This is a genomic window from Pseudidiomarina sp. WS423, from assembly GCF_050750165.1.
GTDB lineage: Bacteria > Pseudomonadota > Gammaproteobacteria > Enterobacterales > Alteromonadaceae > Pseudidiomarina > Pseudidiomarina fusca.
The window spans coordinates 1-21,430 of the sequence record NZ_JBOJLN010000013.1; the positions used below are offsets into that span (position 1 = coordinate 1).

Genomic DNA, 21,430 nt, shown 5'->3' on the forward strand with positions numbered 1-21,430 from the left:
GCTGGTGCAGATCATGAAAGATGTCTAGTCAGGATGGTTGGCAAGGCGTCAATACGTCGTAGAATGGACGCTTACGATTCAGTGCAGTGTTGTCCTTTTTGCTTAGTTTAACGAAATGACACAGAATTCTGAACACTACTATCAGCCCTAATGGTCAGCAAATTGTCGTACCCATTACACGTTATGATCTCGACACCGATCGTGGTCAATCACAATTATGGCTGTATCACCCAGAGCAAGGCGAACAACGTGCTCTCACTGCCGCTGGCCTGCGCGCGAGTAACGCAACGTTTGCCCCGAATGGTAATACCCTTGCGTTTATTTCTCAGCGCGACAAAGACGATGCGGGTCAAGTCTATCTTTTACCGATGGACGGTCCCGGTGAAGCCACACGGCTGACTTCCTTGCCGACTGGAGTAAGCAACATTCAGTGGGCTGGTGATTATATTTATTTCATGAGCAGCGTCTGGCCAGACAAAACTTGGGAACAGATGTCAGAGCAACTGACTGCCCAAAAGAATCGCAAAGTGTCAGCGCACAAGTGGACCGATCTTCCTTACGCGTCTTTTGACCGTTGGTTAGATGAAGAGCGAGCGACCCACGTCTTCCGTATCCCTGCGGCGGGTGGCGAAGTCGAAGCTGTGACTGCGACTTTGCTCGCCAATCCGATGAAAGGGGTTGGTGGTTTTCACGTTCATCCAGATGGCAATTGGATTGCATTTACTACGGATACCGCAGACAGCGTTGTGCCTAAAATTGACTTATTCCTCGCCGAAGTGGGTAGCGACCAAGCACGTAACTTGACCATTGACAATGCGGCACCCGATGCCAACCCGATGTTTAGTCCAGACGGCAAAACCTTGGCATTCACCCGCCAACGGATCGTCGGATTTTATGCAGACCAAACCAATCTGATTTTGCATGATCTCGAAACTGGCAATGAACGAGAAATTACGGCTGATTTTGATCGTTCAGTGGGTGGTCTAGTGTGGACTCCAGATAGCCAAGGCTTTTTCGGCTCAATTGATGACGCTGGTACAGTTCGAGTTTATCACATTGATGCTGACACTGGCGCTACGCGAGCAATCACCGGCGCAACTAACTTTAGTGGTCTGAGTATTGCTGATAACGGTACTTTGGTTGGCACCAATGAAAGCTTCCTATACCCTGCCCAGTTAGTTCGTATCAATGCAGAGAGCGGCGAAGTCACACGCTTAGATACGCGTAATGACGAGTTACTTGCTGATGTCGATTTAGGCCACTATGAGTCCGTCACCTACGAAGGCTATAACGGTCAAGAAATCCAAATGTGGGTGCACTATCCGCCTGGCTTTGACGCGAGCAAACAATATCCGTTGTTCTTGCTTATTCACGGCGGCCCGCATAGCGCCATCACCGACGGCTTCCATTACCGTTGGAACGCGCAAACTTTCGCTTCCTGGGGCTATGTGACTGCATGGCATAACTTCCATGGTTCAAGTGGCTTCGGTCAGGATTTTACGGACTACATTAACCCAGACTGGTTAACTGCCCCTTATGCTGACACGATTGCCGCAGCGGAGTGGTTTATGGAAAAGGACTGGATTGATAATGATCGCATGGTTGCTGGTGGCGCCAGTTACGGTGGCTATTTAAGTTCTATTTTACTCAGCCATGATCATCCATTTAATGCCTTGTTGATTCACGCGCCGGTGTACAATATGTACTAGCAAATGTCCGCTGATTTTGCCGTTCATGCCGATCGCTTCGGTGGCTTTTGGGAGAACCCAGAAATCTACAAAAAGATTTCACCACACTATTATGCGGATAACTTCAATACTCCAGCACTCGTCAGCCATGGTCAACTTGACTACCGTGTTCCTGTTGGTCAGGGTTTCGAGATTTTCCGTACCCTGCGCAGCCGTGGCATCGAGTCTCGGATGATTTATTTCCCAGACGAAAACCACTGGATCTTGAAACCAAACAATTCGATTTACTGGTACAACGAAGTAAAGGACTGGATGGGTAAATTTGCCCAACCAGGTGCTCGCTAAGCCCGAACTCGCGGCTGATTACCGCCAATTGAATCGAACCAAGCGCCGCAGCTAAACTCGCGGCGCTTTTTTTTTATCCAATCTATACGTTTAGATGACTACACTCTGATGCCAAAGTAAGCTAGTATATTCATTAGAATCTTACTGAAATCAAGGAGCTCGCTTTGCAGCCAGTGCCCATTGTGAGTGTAACGATGAACCCGGCAGTCGACCTTTTCGCGGTCACGGAAACAATTCATGCCGACACTAAAAGTCGTTGTAACAAAGCACTCGAAGAGCCAGGTGGTGGAGGCATTAACGTTGCTCGTAATATTCAACGTTTAGGCACCAACACCTTAGTTGTTTTTCCGGCTGGCGGTCTCAATGGTGAGCGTCTCAAACACTTACTAGAACGCGACGGATGCCGATTTCAAGCCGTCCCCGTAGCCAGTGAAACACGGCAAAACTTTGCCATTACCGAAAGCAGCACGGGGGCAATGCATCATTTCGTTTTCCCAGGTCCCGACTTATCCGCCGCTGAGCTTGCCGCCTGCCAGCAGGCGATTGTTGGTCAACATCCCGCCCCTGAATATTTAGTGTTAAGCGGAAGCATTCCCGCATCAGTCCCAGATAATTTTTACGGTGAGTTGACCCAAGCAGCCAACGCACAAGGCACAAAAGTCGTACTTGATAGTTCAGGGCGTGCGTTGCGTGGCGCACTTTATCGGGGCGCTTATTTAGCCAAATTAAACCGTTACGAATTTGCCGAACTTGGCTACCCCACTGACGCACCCATTGATGAATTGAAACGACAAATGGCAGAGGAAGTAGCGAAAGGAGCTGTGGATGTTTTGATTGTCACGCTCGCTCGCGGCGGTGCACTGCTTTGTAGTAAGGACGGCGAGCGCTATTACTTTATGCCGCCGCCAAGCCCTATCGTTAGTCATGTTGGTGCCGGTGACAGCTTTGTGTCTGCGCTTGTTTTTCATTTGCAGCGCGGCACTCCATTACGCGAAGCCTTTCGTTATGGCATTGCTGCCGCTAGTACCAAAGTGCAAACCGAAGGCAACCAACTGACCGATTTTGCCAAACTTGCCGAGGTATATGCGCAAACCGATACACCACGGACGGAGTCATAATCATGACCACAGCGTCCTTCAGTTACCATCATGAAGACCAAATCTTGTCCTTGCGTGGTCAGTGGACGGTCGATCAGTATCCACAGCTATTAAGGGCAATGTTGCTGTTCTTTCGCGCGAAGAACGCCGACAGCGCCAAACAGCAACCACTGCAGCAACTAGAGACCAGTGAGTTAGAGTCCATCGACAGCAGCGGCGCTAGCCTGCTGCATTATTTTTTCGATCACGATCAGCTTACTGAAGCTATTCAAGCAAACGCGAATTTGTCACCTCAGCAACAGGCGCTCTTGTTAACTGTAAGTGCGTCACTTACCAAGGACGCACCGCCGCAGCCTCGACCTTATCGTCTTGGTGATGGCATTGCCACACTCGGTGAGCAGGTTATCCGCCAGATCAAACACAGCAATAGTCTGTTTGGCTTTATTGGTCTAACGCTGTTCACCTTCATCAGTGTATTGCTGCGGCCATGGCGTTGGCGGGTTACGTCCTTGGTGTATCACATGCAGCACTCTGGCGTACACGCGGTACCCATTATTGCCTTACTGACTTTTTTGGTTGGCGCGGTCGTGGCTTTTCTCGGCGCAACGGTTTTACAAGATTTCGGTGCCACTATCTATACCGTGGATCTTGTGGCATACGGCTTCATGCGCGAGCTCGCTGTGCTACTAACGGCAATTCTTCTCGCTGGGCGTACAGCCAGTGCTTACACCGCACAAATTGGTTCCATGAAAGTGAATCAGGAAATTGATGCGATGCGCGTTCAGGGTTTAAATCCAATTGAATTGTTAGTTATTCCGCGTCTCATTGCTTTGCTGATCATGCTACCGATACTGACCTTTGTTGCCATGATTTTCGGTATTCTTGGCGGTGCCAGCGTGGCTCTCTTCGCTCTCGACATTAGCAGCACACAATTTCTTTATATTATTCAAGAAATTCCCGCCAAACACTTTTGGGTTGGTATGAGTAAAGCGCCGATTTTCGCTGCTGTCATTGCTATTATTGGTTGCCTCGAGGGTTTTAAAGTCGGCAAAAGTGCGACATCTGTAGGAATTCATACCACCTCTAGTGTAGTGCAAACGATCTTCATCGTGATTTTGTTTGACGCCCTCGCCGCTCTCTTCTTCATGGAAATGGGGTGGTAAATGACAAATCAATCGATTATCCACATTCAGGGATTACGCAATCAGTTTGGTTCTCAAGTTGTGCATGACAACCTCGATCTTGACGTCTATCGCGGTGAGATTCTTGGTGTGGTCGGTGGCTCCGGTTCCGGTAAATCCGTTCTGCTGCGCAGTATCATTGGATTACAAACACCGGCAGCAGGAACAGTCGAACTACTTGGCACCAATGTCCGTGATATAAAGAAATCACAGTTGGAAAAACAAACTGGTGTTTTGTTCCAGTCGGGAGCCTTGTATTCGTCCATGACTGTCGCTGAAAATATTAGCGTACCCTTGATTGAACATGCGAAATTCAGCCGTCGCGACGCTGCTTTGTTAGCACGCATGAAAATTGCTTTAACCGGTTTACCAGCCCACGCCGCTGACCTTTATCCCGCTGAACTTTCCGGTGGTATGATTAAACGTGCAGCGTTAGCTCGGGCTTTGGCACTCGACCCTGCTGTGCTTTTTCTCGACGAACCCACCGCTGGATTAGATCCCATTGGAGCAGCCGCTTTCGATAAATTATTGGTTACCTTGCGTGATGCACTCGACCTCACGGTTTTTCTCGTAACTCACGATCTAGACACACTCTATAGCAGTTGTGATCGTGTTGCCGTTCTGGCTGAGAAGCGTGTGATTATCGCTGAACCTTTGGCGACGGTGGCTGAGTATAATCACCCGTGGATTCAAGACTATTTCCACGGCCCGCGCGGCCGTGCAGCAATTCAGGCGCAAACTCGTTTGCACCAGGAGGAGTAACATGGAAACCCGAGCCCACCATCTCTTTGTTGGTTTATTTACCGTGATTGCCCTTGTGGCAGCTGTATTTTTCACACTATGGCTGACCAAGGCTGGTAGTGAGCGCGCCGTTGTCGAGTATGAAGTCGTGTTCACCGATGGCGTATCTGGATTGTCGGTTGGCAGCCCGGTGCAGTTTAACGGCATTCGAATTGGCGAAGTGGCGAATTTACAGCTTGACCCAAACCACCCGAATCAAGTTCGATTGCGTATTCTAGTTGATAACCAAGTTCGCATCGCACCAAACACTTCTGCTCGGTTAGCCTTGCTTAATGTGACCGGTGCCACTGCCATAGACCTATATGTGAATGACGAGAGCGTGCAAGAACACATATATAACAGCCGTGGGATTGCAGTTCTTGTCGCCGAACCAAGTCCATTTACCCGCTTACGGGTTAGTAGTGAAGAGTTGTTAGTTAATCTGAACAGTTTCCTCAATAACGCAGCGAATATAGTCTCTGATGAGAACAGCGAACGCATTGCCAGTATCTTAACGAACCTCGACCAACTCAGTGGTTCATTGGCACAACAAAGTGACAGCTTGGGCGCAGATTTGAGTGCCTTAATGGCTAACTTGAATACCACAAGTGAACAACTCACCCAAACGCTGCAGCGTTTTGATGAGAATATTCTCAGCCCAAGTGAACCTATCATGGCCAATGCCGCTGAAGCAATGCAAAGCCTTGCAGATATGAGCCAACGCATTGAAACACTCGTTGCTCAGCATGAAGGTTCCGTAGCCTCTGGACTTGATGGCGTCGCGGAAATTGGCCCAGTCATTCGCGAGTTGCGAAACACCATTCACACGGTAAATATGATTTTGTTACAAATTGACCAAGATCCAGCGGGTTACCTATTAGGCCGCGAACAACTGAAGGAGTATAAGCCATGAGACTCGCTCTGATTGCGTTACTAAGTATCAGCTGGTTGAGTGCCTGTACGGTTCTTCCCGAGGCTGAAAGCGTCGACGTCTACCGCCTACATCCGGCGACGACCATCGTCATCGATAGCAGTCAGGAGTTCCCTTCCGCGTTGCGTGTTAGTCGCCCCTTAGTCACGGATTTATTGGCGGGAAATCGGGTTTTGCGGTTACATACGGATCAAAGTTTTTCCGCCTATTCAGCTACACGTTGGAGCTCTGCGATTCCTGTACTCTGGCGCGATTGGCTAACCGATGCCTTATCGCAGCACCCAGGATTTTCTCAGCTCAGTAGTGATGTTGACAACGTCGCCGCCGATCTAGATCTGACCGGCACCTTGCGTAATTTTCATATCGAAACTCGCAATGGACGTTCGTATGCAGTGGTTCAGTTTGATGCACGGTTGATCAAGTTGACCGGTCGCAGTGTCAGTGCCCAGCAGCGGTTTGATGCCCGGGTTGCCGTCACAGATAATTCAAGTGGGGCGGCAGTAGCGGCACTCAGCCAAGCGACTCAGGCTGTCTATACCGACATGGTCGCATGGCTGTTTACTCAAGAGAGCCGTTAACGCTTCATGACAAACGCGTAGGCGGTCATAAAGGCATTTTGTTGAAATCCTTTCAATCCAGTATCAGCGTAATCCACCGCAAGTGGATTACGCTTAAGGATTTCCTTCTGTTCAGTCCCGTTTAAAATGTGGGTTTGCACATCGTCGAGCAACTGCAACACAGTTTCAATTTTAAAACCTACAGCGGCGCCTGCAAATTTTCCTTTCTGCGGACGTTCTTTAATGACCACATGTTGCACCTTGTAATCGGTCATGAGCTTTTGCAGGGTAAAATGAAACTTTTGCATCTGCTCTTGCACATGATCTTTAGTCAACTGTAAGCGCACCGTGCGGCAATCTGGCAGGCCTACTAGACCGTCATCCATATCCATGAGAACAAAAATTGCTTCATTACTTTTAATTTCTACACCACAAACACGCATGCTTGCTCCTTAATTGAATTGGGCCTGCTCACCGAGAATATAGGTGGCGGCGACGGCGCGATCATCGGCCAATGTGTTTAATACGAAAAGTGTTTCTTGTATCGTTCGACACTGTGCTGTGCGACTTGCCAATAATGGCGTTGCCGCCAAGTCGAGGACGACAAAGTCAGCTTCTTTACCTGCCTTGAAATTACCAATACAGTGATCGAGCGACAGCGCTTTAGCGCCACCCAACGTTGCCAAATACAAAGCTTCGAGCGCTGGCAAAGACTCTCCTTGGAGTTGCTGCACTTTGTACGCTTCACCCATAGTTTGTAGCATTGAAAAACTAGTCCCTGCGCCCACGTCTGTACCTAAACCAACCCGGACACCATGTTGCTGCAAACGCCGCAATGGAAATAACCCAGAGCCGAGAAATAAATTCGAAGTCGGACAATGGGCGACGACCGAGTTAGTTGCCGCTAAACGTTCACAGCTGCTGTCACACAAATGCACCCCGTGCGCAAACACACTACGTTGACCAAGTAACCCTGAATGTTCGTAAACGTCGAGATAGTTTTCACTTTCTGGGAACAACTCCGCAACCCACGCAATTTCAGCTTCGTTTTCAGCCAAATGCGTATGCAGATAAACGTCTGGGAATTCTTGCAGTAACTCCCCTGCTTTGTCCAGTTGCTCGCGACTACTGGTTGGTGCAAAGCGCGGTGTAACCGCATACAATAAACGGTCTTTACCATGCCAGCGTTGAATTTGCGCCTTACTCTCAGTGTAGCCTTGCTCAGCAGTATCACGCAGGTTCTCTGGAGCGTTACGATCCATCAATACTTTACCGGCGATCATACGCAGTTGCCTTTGTTGCGCCGCTTGGAAGAAAGCGTCAACCGACTGCGGGTGAACCGTGCCAAAAACCAGCGCCGTCGTCGTGCCGTTGCGCATCAGCTCGTTTAAAAAGCGTTCAGCAACATCACGAGCATGGCTTTCGTCGGCAAACTTAGCTTCTTCCGGAAAAGTATAGGATTCGAGCCAGTCGAGCAATTGTGCACCGTAGGCACCAATCATGTCAGTTTGCGGATAATGAATATGGGTGTCGATAAAACCCGGCACAATCAGCTTATCGCGATAATCAACCACTGCACAAGCAGCTATCGAGTTACTCGCGCTCTTCGAGCTCATTAAGTCTGTATAGTCACCAACGGCGACAACTTTACCGTCTGCGACCACCAGTAAACCATCGGCAAAGTATTCCCACGCTGCATCACCAGCAACTGCGGGGTCTGCTAAGCAATGTAAAATGGCAGCACGAAAACCACGCTTTCCCATACCAGCAACAATCCTGTATTTAGCTTGAATTCAAAACGAACCGCGCATTATACATGAAAAGCCCACAAACATGCCCGTTTCACAGGTATTTCTGTGACGCTTTAACGCGACCGAAAAGCTTCGCGTTATGATGACTATGCTGAACGGTAGCGTAGCTCCGCGTCGCGAACTTTCTGCAAGTAATTACGTGTTTCTGCAAACGGATGATAGCGCAATAAATGCTGATAAACCTGTTCCGGCGTCATGCTATTAATGCGTCTCAAGGCTTCGTCACGATTGCTTGAAAATGCTCGAAAAACATTACCAGACCCACCATTATACCCGGCAATTTTGGCATATTGACGGCTCAGTGGGTCAGTTATCTGATTGAGGTACACACCGTCAAGCAAATAGAGATATGCACTGCCGATATCAATATTGTAGTCCGGTTTAAATAAGTTCTCTCGAGTGGGCTCCCCCGGCAAACCTTTCACCCTCTCGTAGACATCGCGACCAGCGGTCGCCTGCACAATTTGCATTAAGCCAAGTGCATTCGCATGGCTTACCGCATAGGGATTAAAGCTACTCTCCACCTCAATCACCGCGTACACCAGTGTCGGTGGAATGCCATATTCATTGGCGTAACGAAGAACTGAGTCGGAATACTGGAGTTGCCGTAGGTGCAAGTGATTATCGACTAAATTGACCCGCACTGAGCTAATCAGTCGGCCGTCAATGCGACGCTGACGGAATTGATTGTTAATCATATACTGGGCAAAACGTTCAGCGCGCCACTCGTAACGAATGGGTTCGCCGTCTTGGTCGAGAATTTGCTGGTACAAGAACGGTTCATCACCCAATTGCGGCTCTTGGTCGGTAAAAATGTCTTCAACGGTGAGATCTTTGGGCGTCAGTAAGGTTAAAACGAGGGCCTGTTGCAACATAGTGCGCGGTGCGTCTTCGTCGATAGTCTCGACCTGTAAATAGCCCTGTTCAAAGTCGATAATGGCGCGAGCGAGATCGGTGTTTTTCAAGCTAGTTGTCACCATCACGCCCGTTTACCAAAAACAAGGGAGTTGCGCTTGGTGAAGAAAAGCATGCAAAGCGTTACAGACAAATCCCTACCGACATCTTCGACAGTGAACACGACCTCCAATGCCATAGTGAAATTTGTAGGCTAAGAGACCAACTGATAGCCCACTCTGATATAGGGTTCAAGAATCCTGAATTCCTGTCCAGAGATGCAATTGGGACAAACCTAGCCATCTCCACCGAGGATTGGGAAAAGTTAGCAGAGAACCTCAGAAGACTGACTAAAACCGCGTTTAACCACCTAGCGGAGATAATCACTGGCCATCGCCGCCCTAGTTCCGGAGGAGAACCGGAAAAACCGGAAAGTTAGTCACTTGTAGGCTAAGCCTTAATAAGTAGTGCTCTTGGTGATAGATTGCATTTGTTTGAAATGCTTTGAATTAGATAGGGCCAGAAATGGCACAAAAAAACCGGATATGAACCGGATGAGAGAATTGGAGCTACTAAGAAAAGGTTTAACCTGAGCTGTTTAACTTTGATAAATCAACCAATTACATGAAGCAATGATTGGTGCCTAGGGTCGGACTCGAACCGACACGTTGTCGCCAACGGCGGATTTTGAATCCGCTGCGTCTACCAATTTCGCCACCCAGGCACTGGGTTTTGCACTAGCGTTGCTAGCTGAAGTATGCAGCGCATTATACTGATGCTTCGCAACCAATCAAGTGATTTATTCATAACTTGAATCAATCGGCTAAATCCTAGCCAATCAACCAGTTTTACTCGGCAGCGAGATGAATATTAGTTAATATGATTAGCGTTTATTTACCAATAGAGACTGCTATGACCGATACCGCTAATGCTAATCCTACTGATGCACCGCGCTCGACTGCTCAAATTCATGCTGAGTTTGCCAGTGCTGGTTTCTTTCGACGTCTTGCAGCCATGATTTATGATGTGCTAGTCGCGGTTGCGATTATCATGTTAGCGTCTGCACTAGCATTAGGTTGCGCAGCACTGCTCACTAGCTTAGGTTGGTTAGAATTACCAGCGGGGATGGACCATGCCGCTTGGTTGAACCAATCCATGTTTTATCAAATTTATCTACTACTAGTGCTTGGTGGCTTTTTTGGCTGGTTCTGGTGGCGTAGTGGACAAACTATTGGGATGCGTGCTTGGCGTCTAAAAGTACAACAACGCAACGGCCACCGGATTACCAAAAAACAAGCTTTGATTAGAGTATTAACTTGTTGCTTTGGCCTAGGTAACCTTTGGGTACTCGTAGATTTCAAACATCGCCGAGCTTGGCATGATTACGCTGCTGGGACAGAACTTGTAACCTTATCCAAAGAAGCTAACCAGTTGTATTATTGGAAGGAACTCTAGTTTTGATAGTGAAGCGCCATGCTAGGCTCCTCGGCGCTGCATCATCCAAATTGCCCAAATTGCAAATATTAAGCTTGGTAATAGAGCCCCCAGTACTGGCGGCATTTGATAAACCTGCGCCATAGGACCAAATATCTCATTACTGACATGAAAACCAAAACCAGTTATCACACCAAGTAAAATCCGGGCGCCCATAGACGTAGAACGTAGCGGCCCAAAGATAAATGATAACGCCACCAGCAGCATCACTGCTACGGTAACAGGCGCCAGCACTTTTCGCCATAACGCCAATTCGTAACGCTCAGATGCTTGCCTATTACTGGTGAGATAGTCTAAGTAGTCTAGCAGTCCACGAATAGAAAGTGACTCAGGTTTTACCGTAACCACCCCTAACTTGTCCGGAGTTAAGCTAGATTGCCATAACAATTCACCACGGCGCTCAGTAGTAATCTGCTCTAATCCGTAACGGGTGGTGGTAACCCCTTGTAAACGCCAACGATCAATCTGATACATAGCTGAATCACTTTGCATCACGGCCTGTAATTCTTGTTGCTGGTCAAACTCATACACAGTGATGTTGCGTAACCGTCCTGTATCTTCAACTTCTCCAATATTAACGAAGCGCTGACCATCGCGAGCCCAAATACCTTGTTGAGCAGAAATTAGGCTGCCGCCTGATATCGCACGGGCCCTTAGTTCTCGACCATGAGATTCTAATTGCGGTGCAATCCACTCGCCCATAGCCATAACTGCTAGCATCATAATCACCGCGGCTTTCATCACTGAAGCAACGATATTTAAACGAGAACGCCCGGCAGCTAACATCACCACTAACTCTGAATTGCTCGCCAACATTCCCATTCCAATCAGGCCACCAAGTAAAGCAGCCATAGGGAAGAACACCTCAATATCTCGCGGCAGACTGTAAAGCACAAAAAGGCCCGCATCTGCCACACTGTAGGTGCCTTTGCCGACTGATTTGAGTTGCTCAACAAACCGAATCAGACTAGATAGCCCACTCAATACCGCCAAACTCAACAATGACGTAACTAACACGGAGCGAGCGATGTATTTGTCTAAGATAGAAAACATTAACGTTCTCCTCGTAAGCTAGCGAGGAGCTTGAGCCCTAACGACCGACCTTTACCAATCAAGATCACACCGAACAAGAGCAATAAGATATGAATCCACCACAGTCCAACGACCGGTGGAATAACACCATCAGCTACCGCCGAGCGGGCAGCCATTAAAATCAAAAAGTATCCCAGATATATCAACAAAGCTGGTGCCATTCGGGCAAATTTGCCCTGACGAGGATTTACCCTACTCAATGGCACCGCAATCAGAGTAAGCAGCGGCATTGCTAGTGGAATAGCAATCCGCCACTGTAATTCAGCATGGGCTTCAGGATTATCTTCTGCCAGCAATTCGGCGGTACTATATGCTTCTAGTTTACGGATATACTCTGAGCCTTCTTGTTCCTTTATTTGCAGTTGATAGTCGTCAAACTGCATCACTTGATACTCTTTTTCTAGATGACTCTGGGCGTAGCGCATACCATTGTTCAACACTAAGGTTTGTGCTCCCGAAGCGGCCGCTAAAACACTACCACTGTCGGCCATAACGACACTAGTACCAACCACTTGATCCTTTTCATCTCGCAGTGACTGCGCCACAAACACTTCATCTAAACTGCCGTCTTCGGTTAGCCCTTGCACGTAAATCACTGCTTTCTGGTTGCTTGCCTGTTGAAAACGGCCTGGCATGATAACGCTTAACCCTGTTTCGCTGCGTGCTTTTTCTTCCACGACACGTTCTTGTTCTAGCGACCAAGGCACCAACCACAAGGTCAAGCTAGCGGTTAGAAGGGCTAATAAAACAGCCACAACTAAGGTGACACGAGTAACATACCACTCGCTCACCCCACAGGCATGCAGCACGCTCATTTCATTCTCAGCATAGATCCGACCGTGTGCTAGCAAGATTCCTAGAAATAGGCTTAAGGGCAGAATTAGCGCAGCCAATGCGGGCAAGTTTAACCCAAGTAACTGAATAACTATGTTGCTTGGAATTTCGCCCGCCGATGCATCAGCCAGCACCCGAACGAACTTCTGGCTGACGAAAATAGTCATCAAAACCACCAACACAGCGATTTGAGACTTAAATGTTTCACCGATTAAATAGCGAAATATGCGCACTAGAGACCACTCTTAACATAGCTTTTTGCTGGAAATACTGCGATTTTTAAGTAAACTTGTCATTTTCACAAGAATTATTCTACGGCAGCGATCTGCTGTCAACCGCAGCAAACGGGAGCACTTATGGAGTTCAACGTAAAAAGTGGCAGTCCGGAGAAGCAACGATCTGCCTGCATTGTCGTCGGTGTCTATGAACCACGCCGCCTATCTGGAGTTGCTGAACAACTCGATAAAGTAAGTGACGGTTACTTAAGTAACCTGCTACGGCGTGGCGATTTAGAAGGCAAGCCGGGACAAATGTTACTATTGCACAACGTTCCCAATATTTTCAGCGAGCGAGTACTGCTCGTTGGTTGTGGTAAAGAACGTGAACTCGATGAACGTCAGTATAAACAAATTATTGAAAAAACCATCCATACTTTAAATGAAACTGGCTCAATGGAAGCCGTTTGTTTTTTGAGTGAATTACATGTTAAGGGACGCGACACCTATTGGAAGGTCCGTCAAGCAGTCGAGGCAGCACAATCAAGCCTATATACTTTTAACCAACTCAAAACACGCAAAGAAGAACCACGTCGACCGTTACGCAAGTTAGTCTTCAACGTGCCAACGCGTCGTGAACTACCACTAAGCGAAAAAGCTATTCAGCATGGCCTAGCTGTAGCCAGAGGCATGCATGTTTGTCGGGATGTCGCCAATATGCCACCCAATATCTGTACGCCGCAGTATTTGGCCGAGCAAGCCGCCGCATTAGCTGATAAGTATGACAATGTTACATTCTCGGCAGTCACCGAACAAGAAATGGCTGAGCTTGGGATGAACGCTTATCTGGCTGTAGGCCGTGGCTCAGAGCATGAATCAATTCTCAGCCTGATGCATTATCAAGGTGGCGCACCAGACCAAGCCCCTATTGTGCTTGTTGGTAAAGGTTTAACCTTTGACTCTGGTGGGATTTCGATTAAACCTTCCGCGGCTATGGATGAAATGAAGTACGACATGGGCGGAGCTGCTGCGGTACTTGGCGCCATGCATGCGATTGCTGAGCTGCAATTACCTATTAATGTAATTGGTGCCTTGGCCGGTTGCGAGAACATGCCTGATGGTAAAGCTTATCGGCCAGGTGATATTCTAACCACCATGAGTGGTCAAACGGTTGAAGTATTGAACACGGACGCTGAAGGTCGCTTGGTATTATGTGATACCCTTACCTATGTTGAACGATTTGAACCCGATGCAGTAATTGATGTAGCAACACTCACAGGTGCTTGTGTGATAGCTCTTGGTGCACACGCTAGTGGCTTGATGAGTAGCCATAATCCACTTGCTCATGAATTGCTATCTGCATCAGAGCAAACTGGAGATCGAGCTTGGCGTTTACCACTATGGGAAGAATACCAAGAATCGTTAGATAGCCCCTTTGCCGATATGGCTAATTTAGGTGGACGCGAAGCTGGCACCATTACTGCGGCCTGTTTCTTATCGCGCTTTACTAAAAAATATAACTGGGCTCATTTAGATATCGCCGGAACAGCTTGGCGTGGCGGAGCTAAAAAAGGTTCGACCGGCCGGCCGGTACCTTTGCTTACTCAGTTTATAATCAATCGTACGCAAGCTTTAACTCAGGATTAATATGAGCCAGTGCATCTTTTACGTTCTTGATGGTCTAGACGAACAGCAGCAACTTACATTTTTTTGTGAGCATATTGCTAGCCATTGGCGCGACTATCGCAGCGTAAGGGTGTGGTGCCAAACGCAGCAATTGGCCGAACAGCTCGATCAAGCCTTATGGCAGCATCCTGCTGATGCCTTTGTGCCGCATAACCTAGTTGGCGAGGGCCCCACTCAGGGGGCCCCCGTTGAAATTTGCTGGCAAGGTGTCAACGCATCCAATAGGCGTACCGCTGTCATCGTCAATTTAATGAGTGAGATGCCACCGCTAAACGGTGCAAATAGGATTATTGAGCGTGTTCCCAGTGATGATGAAGGTCGTCAATTAGCTCGTGAACGCTTTAAACAATATCGCAGTCTAGGTTTGAATTTATCTACAATACAAGCCAAAGATGTGCAGTTTTCTTCGTGAAAATAGAACGATATGAAGGTTTCTATGGACAAAACGTATTCCCCAAACGCTATCGAACAAGCTCTTTATCAGCAATGGGAGCAACAAGGTTATTTTAAGCCCTCGGGACAAGGTGAGTCCTATTGCATCATGATACCGCCACCCAACGTGACTGGTAGTCTGCATATGGGGCATGCTTTCCAGCACACGATTATGGATACCCTCACTCGCTACAAGCGGATGGATGGCTACAATACCCTTTGGCAAGTAGGTACCGACCATGCCGGGATAGCTACACAGATGGTCGTGGAGCGTCAATTAGCAGCTCAAGGTATCACTCGACAAGAAATCGGGCGTGAAGATTTCATCGATAAAATTTGGCAATGGAAAGAGCAATCAGGTGGCACCATCACTCAGCAAATGCGTCGTTTAGGTGACTCAGTGGATTGGGAGCGCGAGCGTTTCACGATGGATGATGGGTTATCCAATGCTGTCAAAGAAGTTTTTGTGCGCCTGCATCAAGAAAATCTTATCTATCGTGGGAAACGCCTGGTTAACTGGGATCCGAAACTTCAAACCGCAATTTCTGACTTAGAAGTAGAAAACAAAGAGCAACAAGGGCACATTTGGCATTTACGCTATCCTCTTGCTGACGGTGTTACTACTGCTGCTGGACTATCTTATTTGGTCGTAGCAACAACTCGCCCAGAAACTATGTTGGGCGACGTTTGTGTTGCGGTTCATCCAGACGATGAACGCTACACAAACTTGATTGGCAAAGAGGTTCTGCTCCCTATTGTGGGTCGTAGAATTCCAATCATTGCCGATACTTATGTTGATAAAGAATTTGGTACTGGCTGTGTCAAAATTACTCCAGCGCACGACTTTAACGACTACGAAGTAGGTAAACGTAACCAATTACCTATGATCGCTATTTTTGATGACCTCGCCCACGTGCGCCAAGTGGCAGGGCTCTATACGCCTACCGGTGAAGCACTGCCTGCCATTGGAGAGTTTGATGGTACCTTACCGGAGGGGTATCAAGGATTAGAGCGCTTTGCGGCACGCAAGCAGCTAATTGCTGAATTTGAGCAATTGGGTTTACTCGACAAAACCGAGCCTCACACCAATAAAGTACCCTATGGCGACCGTGGTGGTGTTCCTATTGAGCCACACTTAACCGATCAATGGTACGTGCGGGTCGCTCCATTAGCCGAGGTTGCAACACAAGCTGTTACCAACGGTGACATTCAGTTCGTGCCGAAGCAATACGAAAATATGTATTTCGCGTGGATGCGTGATATCCAAGACTGGTGTATTTCTCGTCAATTGTGGTGGGGACATCGTATTCCAGCTTGGTATGATAATGATGGTAACGTCTTCGTAGGACGGGATGAAGCTGAAGTTCGTGCACAACACAATCTGGGTGACCGTGAATTAAGACAAGATGAAGATGTGTTAGATACCTGGTTTAGCTCAGCTCTGTGGACTTTTTCGACTCTTGGCTGGCCAGAGCAAACGGATGACCTTAAAACATTTCATCCAACTGACGTGCTAGTTACTGGGTTTGATATTATCTTCTTTTGGGTAGCGCGCATGATCATGATGACCATGCACTTCCTCAAAGATGAAAACGGTAAGCCACAGGTACCCTTTAAAACGGTTTACGTTACTGGTCTAATTCGTGATGAAGAAGGCCAAAAAATGTCTAAGTCAAAGGGTAACGTCCTTGATCCCCTAGACATGATTGATGGTATTTCGTTGTCTGAACTGGTGGGAAAACGCACCGCCAATATGATGCAACCCCAATTAGAAGCTAAAATCGCTAAGCGTACTGAAAAACAGTTTCCTGAAGGTATCAGTGCACATGGAACTGATGCTCTACGCTTCACCCTTGCAGCATTAGCTTCAACCGGACGCGATATTAATTGGGACATGAAGCGCCTAGAAGGTTACCGTAATTTCTGTAACAAACTCTGGAATGCAAGCCGCTACGTGATCATGAATACTGAGAACGAAGACTGTGGTACTGATGGTTCTGAGCTTGAGTTATCGCTGGCTGATCGCTGGATCATCGAGCGCTTTAACGATACCCTGGCGCAATTCCGCCAAGCGCTGGATAACTATCGTTTCGACCATGCTGCAAGTATTGCCTATGAATTTACCTGGAACCAGTTCTGTGATTGGTATCTAGAGCTGACTAAGCCCGTTCTTTCAAACGGTAATGCGGCACAATTGCGAGGCACGCGACATACCCTCATTACTGTACTTGAGCAGCTATTACGCATGTTGCATCCATTACTACCATTTATTACTGAAGCGATTTGGCAGCGCGTTGCTCCACTCGCTGGCGTAAGTGGTAGCAGTATCATGTTACAAGCCTACCCAACGGTGCAGAACGAGCGTTTTAGCGGAGCTCGTGATGACATGGAATGGTTAAAGCAAGTTATTGTGGCGATTCGGAATATTCGTGGTGAAATGAATTTATCTCCGAACACCTCATTGCCAATTATAATCTATCAAGCCGACTCTTTAGCAATGCAACGTTTACAGCAAAACCAAAGTTTGTTGAGTTCGTTGGCCAAGCTCACAAGTATCGAGTTTGTTGATGATGCAGCGGCTATTCCAGCGAGTGCCACAGCGCTCGTAGGCCGGATGGAGATTCATATACCGATGGCTGGTTTAATTGATACCGCCGCAGAGCTCGCACGTTTAGATAAGGCTATAGATAAAGCTAAGGCTGAGTATCAACGCGTTGCAGGTAAACTGAGCAACAGCAACTTTGTAGACAAGGCGCCAGCTGCAGTCATTGAGAAAGAGCAGGCGAAGCTCAAAGAAAGCCAAGAAACCCTTGACCAACTGCAGCATCAACGCGACAAAATTGCGGCACTATGAGATGTAGAATAGCGTTATAATAAGGCTAACTAAAAGCCCCGCGCTTACCAATCAAAGGTGAACGCGGGGCTTTTCTATAAATAGGAGTTACTTGATGATAAAACTAGATTACTCTTCTTCGTCATCATCACCGAAGTAAGTGCCCCAACCATCATAATCTACCCCTGCTAAATCAGCGATTGTTGCTACTTCTTTGGTTTGTAATGCTAGAATTTTTGCATCTAGAACCACTTCACTGACTGCCACAAAAGCGTACCAACGGCTATCATCCTCAAGCTCAAATTCGTCGGCATCATCAACATGATAGCCTGCCTTCACGAGCTCTACAGCGGCCTTCTCTAACTTTGTAAAATCAGCGCTTGCGAGGTGATGTTCAATCACAAAGTTTTGGTCTTGTGGCGCACCGTCTGCAAGTAATGCTTGAACCGTTTCATCACTTTGCACTAATAACTCATTCAAATCATTGCTCATGCGGATTGTCCTTGCAGCTCGCTATCAAGCTCACTCATTTTGTTCAACATCAATTCGTGACAATGGGCGACCAATGCTCGCACAGAATCTGCGGTATAATTCGAAACTCTAACAGGATTGAGCATCTCAATAATAACAGTGCCATTGTTCCAACGGTTTAGCTTTATTTTGCCATGTAAATTTGACACACAAATAGGCACGATATCTACCCCAGCTTGCATTGCCGTTCTAAATGCACCCGTCTTGAATGGCAGTAAGCCACGGCCGTAACTGCGAGTACCTTCCGGAAATAATAGTACGCTTATTTGCTTTTCACGAATAGCTAGTGCTGCTTGCTCAATAGTACCGCGAGCACGACCAGTATTCTTTCTATCAATCAAAATGTTGCCGGCGAGCCAATAGAGTTGGCCAAAAAAAGGAATCCATTTCAAACTTTTTTTGCCAATACTGACAGACCGCATCGGCATAGCTCGAGCTAAGGTAAAGATATCATAGCTATTTTGGTGATTAGCAATGTAAACAAAAGGGCCTGAATTTTTTAAAGCGTCAGGGATTCGAATGTCCAGCTTTACTCCCAACAGCTTATGCATACGACCATACCAATGGGCTGCCAAGGGGGTGTTATTGGGATGAAAAGGACGAAAAATACAAATGAGCAGCAATAAAGTGCTGCCAATAATAACGAATAGACCTAGTAGCAAAATACGTACAACAGCGAGCATGCTCTCTCCTTTTTTCAATGCCCGCCATTATACCTTGTTATCATTTAAAAAACGTCCGATCAGTTTTGACTTTCGACAGATATTGCATCAACTCTCTGCAAACCACGGGGTAATTTATTACCACGACGCCCTCGTTCACCACGATAATGCTCTAAATCTGCTGGCTTTAACGTTAACTTGCGTTTACCTGCAGTGAGCGTAATTGCCGCATCAGCGGGTACGACTGCGGTTGCTACCACATACTCTTCGCGCGACTGCGCACGTAAAGCCGGGATGCTTATCATCTTATTCCCTTTGCCTTTCGCTAGCTCTGGTAAATCTTTGATCGGGAATAACAGCATGCGACCTTCGTTTGAAACAACCGCAAGTAAGTCGCTGGCAACATCTTGTACCAATACCGGCTTAAGGATTTTAGCTCCGGTTGGTAAGTTCAACACCGCTTTACCGTTTTTGTTGCGTCCTACTAAGTCGCCAAATTTACAGACAAAGCCATATCCCGCATCCGAGGCCAGCAAATATCTTTGTTCATCAGCGGCCATTAACACTTGGTCAACCGTTTCCCCTGCAACCAGACTAAAGCGTCCAGTTAAGGGTTCACCCTGAGTTCGGGCGGATGGCAGTAAATGGGCTTCACAGGCAAAACTGCGGCCCGAACTATCGATAAACACCACCTGTTGATTACTCTTACCCTGAGCAGATGCTAAAAACTCATCACCTGCTTTATAGGTCAAGCTAGCTCCATCGACATCATGTCCTTTGGCTGCTCTTACCCAGCCTTTTTTGGATAGTACAACAGTAACAGCTTCAGCCGGTGTTAAGTCTTTTTCACTAAGGGCTTTCGCTTCTTGACGCTCTACTAAAGGTGAACGTCGATCATCACCATACTTTTCAGCATCAGCTAATATTTCTTTACGAATTAACGTCTTAAGACGGCGGTCTGAACTCAACAGTAATTGCAGATGGTCGCGCTCTTGTTCCAATTCGTTTTGTTCAGCGGTAAGTTTGGTTTCTTCTAACTTGGCCAAATGCCGTAATTTAAGCTCTAAGATGGCTTCAGCTTGGGTATCCGAGAGTGCAAATCGCCGCATCAATTCTGCTTTGGGCTCATCTTCGTAGCGAATAATAGCAATCACTTCATCTATGTTCAGGTAAGCAATCAGTAAACCTTCAAGGATATGCAACCGTGCTAATACTTTATCTAGTCGATAATTAAGCCGTCTGGTAACAGTGATCTGACGAAACTCTAACCACTCTTTCAGCACACTTAAGATTGGCTTAACTTGTGGACGTCCATCTAGCCCAAGCATGTTCAAGTTAACCCGGTAATTTTTTTCTAAGTCGGTGGTCGCAAACAAGTGCTGCATCATCTGTTCGATGTCAATCCGATTAGAGCGCGGCACTATCACTAATCGTGTAGGATTTTCATGATCCGACTCATCTCTCAGATCACTAACCATCGGCAATTTTTTTGCCTGCATCTGGCCAGCAATTTGTTCTAGTATTTTTGCACCAGAGGCTTGGTGAGGTAATGCGGTTACCACCACTTCACCGTCTTCCAGATGGAATTTAGCACGCATCCGGATGGTACCGCGACCCGATTCATACATCTTTACGATGTCGTCATGGGGGGTGATCACTTCAGCATCTGTGGGATAATCTGGACCACGCATGTGTTCCATTACATCAGCTAAGCTAGCACTAGGCTTTTCTAACAACAACGCGCAAGCGTGCGCTACTTCACGAGCATTGTGCGGAGGAATATCCGTTGCCATGCCCACCGCTATACCTGTCACGCCATTCAGCAAAATGTGCGGTAATCGAGCCGGTAGCATCAACGGCTCTTTCATCGTCCCGTCAAAGTTTGGCGTCCAGTCGGTTGTTCCCTGTCCGAGCTCACTTAGCAACACCTCACTGAAGCGCGACAAACGTGCCTCGGTATAACGCATAGCCGCAAACGATTTAGGGTCATCCGGAGAACCCCAGTTACCTTGTCCATCAACCAGTGGATAGCGATAAGAAAACGGTTGGGCCATCAACACCATGGCTTCATAACAAGCACTGTCACCGTGCGGGTGGAATTTACCTAAAACATCGCCCACTGTACGAGCTGATTTTTTATATTTTGCCAATGCTGATAAGCCCAGCTCTGACATGGCATAAATGATGCGCCGCTGCACCGGTTTCAAACCATCGCCGATGTGCGGTAAGGCTCGGTCCATGATGACGTACATTGAATAGTTAAGGTACGCATCCTCGGTAAATTTTCTTAGCGGTATTTGTTCTGCAGTATCCATCGACATTGCATTTATTCTCCTACATGCGTGGGCTGATTAAGGCTTCTAGATG

17 protein-coding genes, 1 tRNA gene and 1 pseudogene are annotated in these 21,430 nt (G+C 47.4%); 10 read left to right on the forward strand and 9 right to left on the reverse strand.

Features of this window, described 5'->3' with window-relative positions:
* Nucleotides 1-122: 122 nt before the first annotated feature.
* From ACQ661_RS10000 to ACQ661_RS10025, 6 genes and pseudogenes are all read left to right on the forward strand, one after another.
* Nucleotides 123-2,033 (forward strand): annotated as a pseudogene (locus ACQ661_RS10000) (prolyl oligopeptidase family serine peptidase); the annotation flags it as partial.
* 173 nt (nucleotides 2,034-2,206) lie between these two features.
* Nucleotides 2,207-3,151 (forward strand): 1-phosphofructokinase family hexose kinase, encoded by a 945-nt coding sequence (locus ACQ661_RS10005; protein WP_431668281.1) that lies wholly within the window; start codon nucleotides 2,207-2,209, stop codon nucleotides 3,149-3,151.
* Nucleotides 3,152-3,153: 2 nt separating this feature from the next.
* Nucleotides 3,154-4,293, forward strand: coding sequence for an MlaE family ABC transporter permease (locus tag ACQ661_RS10010; protein ID WP_431668266.1), 1,140 nt, complete (start codon nucleotides 3,154-3,156; stop codon nucleotides 4,291-4,293).
* Nucleotides 4,294-5,073 (forward strand): ABC transporter ATP-binding protein, encoded by a 780-nt coding sequence (locus ACQ661_RS10015; RefSeq protein WP_431668267.1) that lies wholly within the window; start codon nucleotides 4,294-4,296, stop codon nucleotides 5,071-5,073. It begins immediately after the preceding gene.
* Between the two features lies 1 nt (nucleotide 5,074).
* A complete protein-coding gene (locus ACQ661_RS10020) occupies nucleotides 5,075-6,004 on the forward strand; it encodes an MlaD family protein (protein ID WP_431668268.1) in 930 nt (309 codons plus the stop codon).
* Nucleotides 6,001-6,600, forward strand: a complete 600-nt coding sequence (locus tag ACQ661_RS10025; protein WP_431668269.1) for an ABC-type transport auxiliary lipoprotein family protein — start codon at nucleotides 6,001-6,003, stop codon at nucleotides 6,598-6,600. The genes ACQ661_RS10020 and ACQ661_RS10025 overlap by 4 nt, the downstream gene beginning before the upstream one ends.
* Here ACQ661_RS10025 and ACQ661_RS10030 read toward each other — a convergent pair.
* The 4 genes from ACQ661_RS10030 to ACQ661_RS10045 form a co-directional block, all read right to left on the reverse strand.
* Entirely contained in the window at nucleotides 6,597-7,022 is a 426-nt protein-coding gene (locus ACQ661_RS10030; RefSeq protein ID WP_431668270.1) for a DUF3010 family protein, read from the reverse strand. The genes ACQ661_RS10025 and ACQ661_RS10030 overlap by 4 nt on opposite strands.
* Before the next feature lie 9 nt (nucleotides 7,023-7,031).
* Nucleotides 7,032-8,342: a guanine deaminase gene (gene guaD / locus ACQ661_RS10035; protein ID WP_431668271.1), complete on the reverse strand. Its 1,311-nt coding sequence runs from the start codon at nucleotides 8,340-8,342 to the stop codon at nucleotides 7,032-7,034.
* A 134-nt stretch (nucleotides 8,343-8,476) separates the two neighbouring features.
* Nucleotides 8,477-9,370 carry a murein transglycosylase domain-containing protein gene (locus ACQ661_RS10040; protein WP_431668282.1) on the reverse strand — a complete coding sequence of 298 codons (894 nt, stop codon included), beginning with the start codon at nucleotides 9,368-9,370 and terminating at the stop codon, nucleotides 8,477-8,479.
* A gap of 551 nt (nucleotides 9,371-9,921) precedes the next feature.
* Nucleotides 9,922-10,008: transfer RNA gene (locus ACQ661_RS10045), tRNA-Leu, on the reverse strand.
* Between the two features lie 188 nt (nucleotides 10,009-10,196).
* On the opposite strand from ACQ661_RS10045, the gene ACQ661_RS10050 reads away from it, so the two are divergent.
* Nucleotides 10,197-10,739: an RDD family protein gene (locus tag ACQ661_RS10050; protein WP_369742526.1), complete on the forward strand. Its 543-nt coding sequence runs from the start codon at nucleotides 10,197-10,199 to the stop codon at nucleotides 10,737-10,739.
* Nucleotides 10,740-10,760: 21 nt separating this feature from the next.
* Here ACQ661_RS10050 and lptG read toward each other — a convergent pair whose 3' ends face one another.
* Entirely contained in the window at nucleotides 10,761-11,831 is a 1,071-nt protein-coding gene (lptG, locus tag ACQ661_RS10055) for an LPS export ABC transporter permease LptG (protein WP_110076370.1), read from the reverse strand.
* Complete coding sequence (gene lptF / locus ACQ661_RS10060) at nucleotides 11,831-12,937, reverse strand: LPS export ABC transporter permease LptF (protein ID WP_110076371.1); 1,107 nt, start codon at nucleotides 12,935-12,937, stop codon at nucleotides 11,831-11,833. Before lptF ends, lptG begins: the two co-directional genes overlap by 1 nt.
* Nucleotides 12,938-13,060: 123 nt before the next feature.
* Between lptF and pepA the strand changes: the two genes are divergently transcribed.
* From pepA to ACQ661_RS10075, 3 genes are read left to right on the forward strand one after another with little or no spacing between them, the layout of a single operon-like run.
* Nucleotides 13,061-14,566: a leucyl aminopeptidase gene (gene pepA / locus ACQ661_RS10065; protein WP_110076372.1), complete on the forward strand. Its 1,506-nt coding sequence runs from the start codon at nucleotides 13,061-13,063 to the stop codon at nucleotides 14,564-14,566.
* A gap of 1 nt (nucleotide 14,567) precedes the next feature.
* A complete protein-coding gene (locus ACQ661_RS10070) occupies nucleotides 14,568-15,017 on the forward strand; it encodes a DNA polymerase III subunit chi (RefSeq protein ID WP_153827222.1) in 450 nt (149 codons plus the stop codon).
* Between the two features lie 24 nt (nucleotides 15,018-15,041).
* Nucleotides 15,042-17,891, forward strand: a complete 2,850-nt coding sequence (locus tag ACQ661_RS10075; RefSeq protein WP_431668272.1) for a valine--tRNA ligase — start codon at nucleotides 15,042-15,044, stop codon at nucleotides 17,889-17,891.
* Between the two features lie 108 nt (nucleotides 17,892-17,999).
* Here the strand turns inward: ACQ661_RS10075 and rraB are convergent, their stop codons facing one another.
* The 3 genes from rraB to parC are packed head-to-tail and all read right to left on the reverse strand — an operon-like array spanning nucleotide 18,000 to nucleotide 21,384.
* Nucleotides 18,000-18,362, reverse strand: coding sequence for a ribonuclease E inhibitor RraB (gene rraB / locus ACQ661_RS10080; protein ID WP_110076375.1), 363 nt, complete (start codon nucleotides 18,360-18,362; stop codon nucleotides 18,000-18,002).
* A complete protein-coding gene (locus tag ACQ661_RS10085; RefSeq protein ID WP_153827220.1) occupies nucleotides 18,359-19,084 on the reverse strand; it encodes a 1-acylglycerol-3-phosphate O-acyltransferase in 726 nt (241 codons plus the stop codon). Before ACQ661_RS10085 ends, rraB begins: the two co-directional genes overlap by 4 nt.
* A gap of 59 nt (nucleotides 19,085-19,143) precedes the next feature.
* Entirely contained in the window at nucleotides 19,144-21,384 is a 2,241-nt protein-coding gene (gene parC, locus ACQ661_RS10090) for a DNA topoisomerase IV subunit A (protein WP_153827219.1), read from the reverse strand.
* Nucleotides 21,385-21,430: the final 46 nt, after the last annotated feature.